Here is a 7,689-nt window from a genome sequence, read left to right on the forward strand (position 1 = left end):
TGGCCATCAGTCGATCCGACTCCGGCGTTTGCGGCATCGGCGGCAAACCGCGTTGTAGCGTGGTCGTGACTTCGGTCTCAGGAATCAGCTTGTCCTTGGATACCCGCGCCAAGTCCTTCTCGATCCGGTCAAACTCCTCCGGCACTGCCGCCCGCACGTCAGCCTTGGCGGTGGCCTGATCCGGAATCACGTTGGTGCGGTCGCCCGACTTGATCACGGTGAAGTTGATGGTGGTTTTCTTCTCGGCGTCGCCCAGTTTGCCGAGCTGCAGAATCTGGTGCGCCGCCTCCATCGCCGCGTTGCGTCCCAGCTCCGGTGCAACACCGGCATGCGCCGCTTTGCCTTTGACTTCCACCACCGCCGTCGCGCTGCCTTTGCGCCACACCACCAGACCATCCGCGGGGCGGCCCGGTTCGAGGTTGAGGGTCACGTCGTGGGCCTTGGCGGTTTTCTTGATCAGGTCGGTGGCAATGTCCGAGCCGGTTTCTTCACTGGCATCGAGCAGGAAGGTGATTTGCGCGTAGTCCTTGAAATCGAGGTTTTTCAGGACTTTCAGCGCGTAGATTCCGGCGACGATGCCGCCCTTGTCGTCCATCACGCCCGGCCCGTAGGCGCGGCCGTCCTTGATGTGGAACGGCCGCTCGGCGGCCGAGCCTTCCTTGAACACGGTGTCCATGTGCGCCATCAGCAGGATTTTCGCCTTGCCGGTGCCTTTGAGAGTCGCGATTACGTGGCTGCTTTTGTCCGGTGTGTTGGGCACCAGTTCGATGGTGGCGCCGAGTTTTTTCAGCTCGTCGATGGCGATGTCGCGCACTTGTGTCAGGCCGGGTTCATAGCCGGAACCGGAGTCGATGTTCACCAGCCGCTCCAACAGTTTCAGGGCTTCACCCTTGTACTGCTCGGAATCGGCGAGGACGTGTTTGTGGGGTTCGGCGAAGGCTGCAGGGGCGAATGCGCCGAGGGCGAGGGTCATGGCAAGGCTGGTGGCCAGCAGGGAACGAGGGAGATTGAGCGTCATGAATCGATCCTTGTTTCGTGTCGGGGGGGGGGGGCAAAAACACCCTACCTGACTACGGCGCAAGGCTCTAGACCGAATGCGACATACACGAACCTGAGGCCGATGATTACTGGTGGGAGCGAGCCTTTGCAGGCCCTCAGACCGGGTCGAGCAGTTCGTGATGGGGTTTGCCGTCTATGCGGTAGATCACGCGGTTGCGGCCGGTGGTCTTGGCTTCGTAGAGTGCCTGGTCGGCATCGTTGAGCCACAGGGTGGCGTCGGTGTGTGACGGGTCGAATGCCGCCAGGCCAATGCTCAAGCTGACTTTCAGCGCCGGGTTCTGCTCATAGCCCAGGGTTGCGAAGCGATCACGCAAGGCGTCCATGGCAGCCGCTGCGCTGTCGAGGGGCAAATCCGGGAGGAGCACGCAGAATTCGTCGCCACCATAGCGCCCCGCCACATCGGTCGCCCGCAGGTTCTGCTTGAGCATTTTGCTCAGTTGCCGCAGCACGATGTCCCCGGCGACGTGGCCGTAGGTGTCATTGATGGTCTTGAAATGGTCGATGTCGATCAACGCAATCGCCCCGCCCCGCTGCTGGCGTTGGCAGCGCTGGAATTCAACTTCCAGCTGGTCTTTCCAGGCACCATGGTTCAGCAGGCCGGTGAGGCTGTCGGTACGACTCAGGGCCAGCAGTTCACGTTTTTGGCGGCCCAGGGTGGTGGCCTGTTGAAAGCAGATCCAGCCCAGCGCCAGTGGATACAGGATCAGCAGGGGCAGACAGGCGTACAACTGCAACGGGCTGGTTTGCGTGACGAAGGCCGGTGTGAACACCAGCAGACCCACACCCATCCCGAGAATCTGCGCAACCGTGCCCACCAGCAGGAACCGCAAACCACCGATTGCCACGTTATTCATGGCCATCATCGACAGCGTCGCCGCGCTCGGCAGCGGATTGAACTGCATGGCGGCGACCCAGAATCCACCGAGAAAGGCATCGACCAGGATGTTTCGATGCTCGGCGTGAAAGGGCACCTTCGCCCGACGCGCCCATTGATAGGCAACATGCGGCCAGAGGACGCCATTGACCAGCATCAGCACCCAGACCCACGGCGCCGGGTTGAGTGGATACATCGCCGCGCCTACGCACAACAGGCCCAAGGCCAAACCCAGGGTTCGCGATGTATAGAGCCTTCTGGCCAGTGACAGCCCTTTTCCTCCCGTTTTTCCCATAAGGGCCTCTGCGTCACAGAACGGAACCCGACAAAACACGGGGTGCGGGTGTGGTGGGAGTCTATCAGGGCAACGTTAAATAGCCATCACCGGCGGGCAGCCTGAATCCTGCGCAGTCTCTGTGGGAGCGTGCAGTGTTTGGGCTATACATGAAGGGAGAGTTGGATAAACAACGATAAAGGAGACCCATGCAGACCTTTCAAGTGTTGATCATCGGCAGCGGTTTTGGCGGTCAGTGCGCGGCGATCAATCTGCTCAAGGCAGGCATCGACGATTTTCGCCTGCTGGAACGACGGGACTTCTTTGGCGGTACCTGGTGCCAGAACACCTACCCCGGCGCGGCCGTCGATGTGCCCTCGCCGCTCTATTCGCTGTCCTTCGCCCCTTACCGCTGGACGCAAATGTTCGCCGATCAAGCTGAACTGCACCACTACACCCAGTATGTGGTGGAGCACTTCGGCCTGCGGGACAAGGTCGAACTGCAAGCCAATGTCGAGCGTATCGAATGGGACGCCGACGGCCAGCGCTGGGCGGTGCACACCGGCACCAAAGGTACGTTTTACGCGCAGTTCCTGATCAACGCGACGGGGCCGCTGAGTCAACCCGTCGTCCCACACTTCGAAGGCCAGGAACGCTTTCAGGGCAAGACGTTTCACACCAACAACTGGGATCACACCTTCGATTACCGGCACAAACGCGTCGCCATCGTCGGCAGCGGTGCCAGTGCGGCCCAGGTCATTCCGACGATTGCCCCCGACGTCGAGCACCTGCACGTGTTCCAGCGCACACCACACTGGGTGTTGCCCCGCGCCGACCGTACCTTCGGACCTTTCCAGCGTTGGTTGCTGGGCCTCAAACCGGCTTACAAACTGCTGCGCTGGATGCTCTACTGGCAATTCGAAACCCGGGTGATTGCCTTCAAATACTCGAAACCGGCGATCCGCATGGTCCAGCAACACGCCCTGCGCTTCCTCAAACGCCAGGTGCCCGACCCCGAATTGCGCCGCAAACTGACCCCGGACTTCACCATCGGCTGCAAACGAGTGATCGTCTCAAGCACCCTCTACCCGGCGCTCGGGCGCAGCAACGTGACGCTGCACAGCCGCGAACAAGGCATCGCGTCCATCGACGAAACCGGCATCGTCACCCAGGACGGCCGGCACATCGACCTGGACCTGATCGTCTGGTCCACCGGGTACGACGCCACCGACGGGGTGATTTCCTACCCGGTCACCGGTAAAAACGGCACCCGGCTCAAAGACGTCTGGGCCCAGTACCCACGGGCTTATCTGGGCACCAGCCTGCCGGACTTTCCCAACCTGTTTATCGTCACCGGGCCCAACACCGGCATCGGCCACACCTCGGCGCTGTTCATCATCGAATCCCAGATGAATTACATCCTCGACTGCATCCGCACGCTCAAAGAACAGGGTTTGCGCAGCATCGAAGTACGCCCCGAAGCAGAACGTACCTACACTGAGATGATCCACCGTGAAATGGAGCGCACCGTCTGGAAGTCCGGGGGCTGCCACAGTTGGTATCAAAGCAAGAGCGGTCATGTGATCGCCATGTTCCCGGGGTTCAGTTTCAGCTATCACCGATTGACCCGGGCACTGAAACCCGCCGACCACATTTTGTCCTGATCACGTAAAAGGAAGATGCCTGATGCTTGTGTTGGTTGTCCTTATCGCGGTTTTTGTGGCCTGGAGCTGGCTGAGTTACCCGGCCATCGGCTATTGGCTCTATGACCTGAATATGGCCCTGGAAGCCAAGCTGTATCGGCTACACAAAATCGTCGTACCGATCACGGAAATGACCGTCTCGACCTGGCAAGGCGGGCCCTATGAAGCGTCCAGCAGTGTGCTGATGCTGCACGGCTACAGCGCCGACAAGAACATCTGGCTGCGCTTCGCCCGGCATTTTGTCGGCAATTATCGGGTGATCATCCCGGACATCGCCGGTCACGGCGAAACCGGCTTCAAGGCCGGTGGTGGCTATGACATCCCGCTGCAGGCCAAGCGGATGATCCAACTGCTGGACGTTTGCGGAGTCGAAAAAGTCCATGTGATCGGCAACTCGATGGGCGGCTACATCGCGGCGTGGCTGGCGGCGACTTACCCGGACCGGATTGCCTCCGTCGCCCTGATCGACCCGGCCGGCGTCACGGCCCCGGAGGCCAGTGACCTGGAACGACATCTCGCCAAGGGGCACAACCCGTTTCTGATTCACTCCCGGGAAGAATTCCGGGGCTTCTACGCCATGACCATGGCCGAGCCGCCGTGGGTGCCGGGCGTGGTGCTGGACGCCATCGCCCAGCGTTATGAACAGAGTCGCGATGAGCTGGAAGAAATCTTCAACGACTTCCGCGCCAGCCCGCCGATGGAACCCCGGCTCCCCGACATCAAGTGCCCGGCGCTGCTGCTGTGGGGGCGCAAGGACCGTCTGATCGATGTCAGTAGCGTTGCGGTCTGGAGTAAAGGCATCGCTGATTTGCGCGTGGACATCTGGGACCACATCGGGCATATGCCGATGGTCGAACAGCCGGCCAATACGGCGCGGTTGTATCGGGAGTTCCTCGGATCGCTGCGCTCGGAGAGCCGTTCGCACCTGTAACCGCCAACCTCTGTAGCAGCTGCCCTGCGGCGAGGGGGCATCTACAGGCCAGTTGTGCGTCAGTCCTTGGCAGAATGAAGTCCGTAAGATTCTTCGTTTGTCGGCGTGGCAGAAGGCTGCGATCTTTTCCCCCATCCTTCACGTCACCGCGCCAGGAATTTTTTTCATGAGCCACCCAAGCTTCGTCAGCCCTGACCTGATCCGCCAACGCTTCTCCAAAGCGATGTCCGACATGTACCGCGAAGAAGTGCCGCTGTACGGCGCGCTGATGAAGCTGGTGGAGCAGACCAACCGTCACGTGCTCGACAGTGATCCGCAGGTGGCCCGCCAGCTGAACAGCACCGGCGAAATCGAGCGGCTGGACCTGGAGCGTCACGGCGCAATCCGCGTCGGCACCGCTGACGAACTGGCCACCCTCGCCCGATTGTTCGCGGTCATGGGCATGCAACCCGTGGGCTATTACGATCTGACCCCGGCCGGCGTGCCTGTGCACTCCACCGCGTTCCGCGCCGTGCATGAAACTGCTCTGCAAGTCAGCCCGTTCCGGGTGTTCACCTCCCTGCTGCGCCTGGAACTGATCGAAGACCTGGAACTGCGAGCCTTCGCTCAATCGGTGCTGGATAAACGCCAGATCTTCACCCCGACAGCCCTTGCCCTGATCGACCGCGCCGAAACCGCAGGCGGTCTGAACGAACAAGAGGCGCAGGACTTCGTCGAACAGGCGCTTGAAACCTTCCGCTGGCACCACAGCGCCACGGTCACCGCCGAGCAATACCAGAAACTCAGCGCACAGCATCGCCTGATTGCCGATGTGGTCGCGTTCAAAGGCCCGCACATCAATCACCTGACGCCGCGTACCCTGGACATCGACATCGTCCAGGCGCAAATGCCCGCCCACGGCATCACGCCCAAAGCCGTGATCGAAGGCCCGCCCCGCCGTCAGTGCCCGATCCTGCTGCGCCAGACCAGTTTCAAGGCGCTCGACGAGCCGATTGCCTTTACCGATCAAGCTGGGACACGCGGCAGCCACAGCGCACGCTTCGGTGAAATCGAACAGCGCGGCGCGGCGCTCACCCCGAAAGGCCGGGCACTTTACGACCGCCTGCTCAACGCAGCCCGTGATGAGTTGCAGGACTTCCCCAACGAGGCCAATGCCGCACGCTACAACGCGCTGATGACGCAGCACTTTGCAGAATTCCCTGACACGTATGAAGGCATGCGCCAACAGGAACTGGCGTACTTTCGTTATTTCGTCACGGAAAAAGGCCTGGAGGCGGATGAGCTGAAATCGTTGTCGCTAGACGATTTGCTCAGCGGCGGGTATTTGCGGGTTGAACCGTTGGTGTATGAAGATTTTCTGCCGGTCAGTGCAGCGGGGATTTTCCAGTCGAACCTGGGGGATGCGGCGCAGGTGAATTATGGCGGACATTCGAACCAGCAGGCCTTTGAACAGGCGCTGGGGCGGCCGACCATTGATGAATTGGGGTTGTATGCCGAGACGCAGCGGCGCTCGATCGAACAATGTTTTGAGACTTCGAGATTGTCGCGTCTGATTTGACTCAACGAACTGCCAGCCGATTGCAATGTGTGGCGAGGGAGCTTGCTCCCGCTTGAGTGCGCAGCACTCACAAAATCTCCGTCATACGTAGAATTTTTGGGGCCGCTTCGCAGCCCAGCGCGAGCAAGCTCGCTCGCCACATAGAAACTTCAATCCGCTGAGATTCCGTGTTTAGCGGAGTTTTGCCAACAACGCCTCAGCGGCAGCCTCGGACGACGCCGGGTTCTGCCCGGTGATCAGCAAGCCATCCGTGAGCACATAGCTCGCCCAGTCCTCACCTTTGGAGTAAATGCCCCCCTTCTCCTTGAGCATGTCCTCCACCAGATACGGCACGACCTTCGTCAGTTGCACCGCCTCTTCCTCAGTGTTGGTGAACCCCGTCACCCGCTTGCCCTTGACCAAAGGCTGGCCATCCGCACCCTTGACGTGACGCAACACACCCGGTGCGTGGCAAACGGCCGCGACCGGTTTATCCGCCTTGATGAACGCTTCGATCAGCGCAATCGAGTTCTTGTCTTCGGTCAGGTCCCACAACGGACCATGACCGCCCGGATAGAAAACCGCATCGTAATCTTGAGCCCTCGCGCTGCTAAGCAGAGCGGTAGACGCCAATGCGGACTGCGCCGCGGAATCTTTGCGAAAGCGATCAGTGGCAGCCGTCTGCGCGTCCGGCTCGTCGCTTTTCGGGTCCAGCGGCGGTTGGCCACCCTTGGGCGAGACCAGGGTCAGTTGAGCGCCGGCGTCCTTGAACGCAAAGTACGGTGCTGCGAATTCTTCCAGCCAGAAGCCGGTTTTCTTACCCGTATCACCCAATTGATCGTGGGACGTTAAAACCATCAGGATTTTCATGTCGTTCTCACTCCACTTCCAGGTTGTTCGGACTCTCGACGGCGCTGTTTTTATGGACCACCCGGCCCGTCGATTCGTTGCACCGGATGCCACATGCCTTTCAGTGATGGCGCAAAGCCTTGCTGTGCAAGAAGTTGCGCACTGCTCGCGTCAAATGCGCTTGCAGGATCGCTGATCGCCCAGCCTGCCAGGCTCTCCGGCCAAGTGCGCAAGTTCTTGCGCAGTGCTGCGCAAGAACTTGCGCACATTCCTGCGGCGCTCCTTACAAAAACCTTCAAGGCACTTTAATAAAATCCTCAACACCTTGATTTGTATGGGTTTAACCGTTTCTGGCACGGACCTTGATGACAGTCATGCACCCACCGGGCGATACCGCCTCCCGGGCACTCTTACTTTATTCAGCAAGGAGCACATCCATGGCTACTCCAGCGTACATGTCCG

7 protein-coding genes are annotated in these 7,689 nt (G+C 60.3%); 3 read left to right on the forward strand and 4 right to left on the reverse strand.

Going from position 1 to position 7,689, the window contains the following annotated elements:
- Both K0F88_RS09740 and K0F88_RS09745 read right to left on the reverse strand, forming a co-directional pair.
- Window positions 1–1,018: glutamate carboxypeptidase (locus K0F88_RS09740; protein ID WP_374039712.1), on the reverse strand; the 1,018-nt coding region annotated here is incomplete at its 3' end.
- A 136-nt stretch (window positions 1,019–1,154) separates the two neighbouring features.
- Complete coding sequence (locus K0F88_RS09745; RefSeq protein WP_219094916.1) at window positions 1,155–2,228, reverse strand: diguanylate cyclase; 1,074 nt, start codon at window positions 2,226–2,228, stop codon at window positions 1,155–1,157.
- Window positions 2,229–2,416: 188 nt separating this feature from the next.
- Between K0F88_RS09745 and K0F88_RS09750 the strand changes: the two genes are divergently transcribed.
- The 3 genes from K0F88_RS09750 to K0F88_RS09760 all read left to right on the forward strand — a co-directional run bounded on the left by K0F88_RS09750 (window position 2,417) and on the right by K0F88_RS09760 (window position 6,399).
- Complete coding sequence (locus tag K0F88_RS09750) at window positions 2,417–3,871, forward strand: NAD(P)/FAD-dependent oxidoreductase (RefSeq protein ID WP_094471762.1); 1,455 nt, start codon at window positions 2,417–2,419, stop codon at window positions 3,869–3,871.
- Between the two features lie 22 nt (window positions 3,872–3,893).
- A complete protein-coding gene (locus tag K0F88_RS09755) occupies window positions 3,894–4,841 on the forward strand; it encodes an alpha/beta fold hydrolase (RefSeq protein WP_094471761.1) in 948 nt (315 codons plus the stop codon).
- A 166-nt stretch (window positions 4,842–5,007) separates the two neighbouring features.
- Window positions 5,008–6,399: a VOC family protein gene (locus K0F88_RS09760; RefSeq protein ID WP_219094917.1), complete on the forward strand. Its 1,392-nt coding sequence runs from the start codon at window positions 5,008–5,010 to the stop codon at window positions 6,397–6,399.
- Between the two features lie 171 nt (window positions 6,400–6,570).
- Here K0F88_RS09760 and K0F88_RS09765 read toward each other — a convergent pair whose 3' ends face one another.
- Together K0F88_RS09765 and K0F88_RS09770 are read right to left on the reverse strand one after the other, a co-directional pair.
- Window positions 6,571–7,248, reverse strand: coding sequence for a type 1 glutamine amidotransferase domain-containing protein (locus K0F88_RS09765; RefSeq protein ID WP_094471759.1), 678 nt, complete (start codon window positions 7,246–7,248; stop codon window positions 6,571–6,573).
- 50 nt (window positions 7,249–7,298) lie between these two features.
- Window positions 7,299–7,496 (reverse strand): hypothetical protein, encoded by a 198-nt coding sequence (locus K0F88_RS09770; RefSeq protein ID WP_094471758.1) that lies wholly within the window; start codon window positions 7,494–7,496, stop codon window positions 7,299–7,301.
- Between the last annotated feature and the right edge of the window lie 193 nt (window positions 7,497–7,689).

This window comes from Pseudomonas sp. UMAB-40 (genome assembly GCF_900095275.1).
In the GTDB taxonomy this organism is placed as follows: domain Bacteria; phylum Pseudomonadota; class Gammaproteobacteria; order Pseudomonadales; family Pseudomonadaceae; genus Aquipseudomonas; species Aquipseudomonas mandelii_B.

What these genes read in the sequence shown, in the direction of transcription:
- K0F88_RS09745 (WP_219094916.1), bottom strand. Translation starts at nt 2,228, where the DNA reads ATGGGAAAAACGGGAGGAAAAGGGCTGTCACTGGCCAGAAGGCTCTAT.
- K0F88_RS09750 (WP_094471762.1), top strand. Translation starts at nt 2,417, where the DNA reads ATGCAGACCTTTCAAGTGTTGATCATCGGCAGCGGTTTTGGCGGTCAG.
- K0F88_RS09755 (WP_094471761.1), top strand. Translation starts at nt 3,894, where the DNA reads ATGCTTGTGTTGGTTGTCCTTATCGCGGTTTTTGTGGCCTGGAGCTGG.
- K0F88_RS09760 (WP_219094917.1), top strand. Translation starts at nt 5,008, where the DNA reads ATGAGCCACCCAAGCTTCGTCAGCCCTGACCTGATCCGCCAACGCTTC.
- K0F88_RS09765 (WP_094471759.1), bottom strand. Translation starts at nt 7,248, where the DNA reads ATGAAAATCCTGATGGTTTTAACGTCCCACGATCAATTGGGTGATACG.
- K0F88_RS09770 (WP_094471758.1), bottom strand. Translation starts at nt 7,496, where the DNA reads ATGTGCGCAAGTTCTTGCGCAGCACTGCGCAAGAACTTGCGCACTTGG.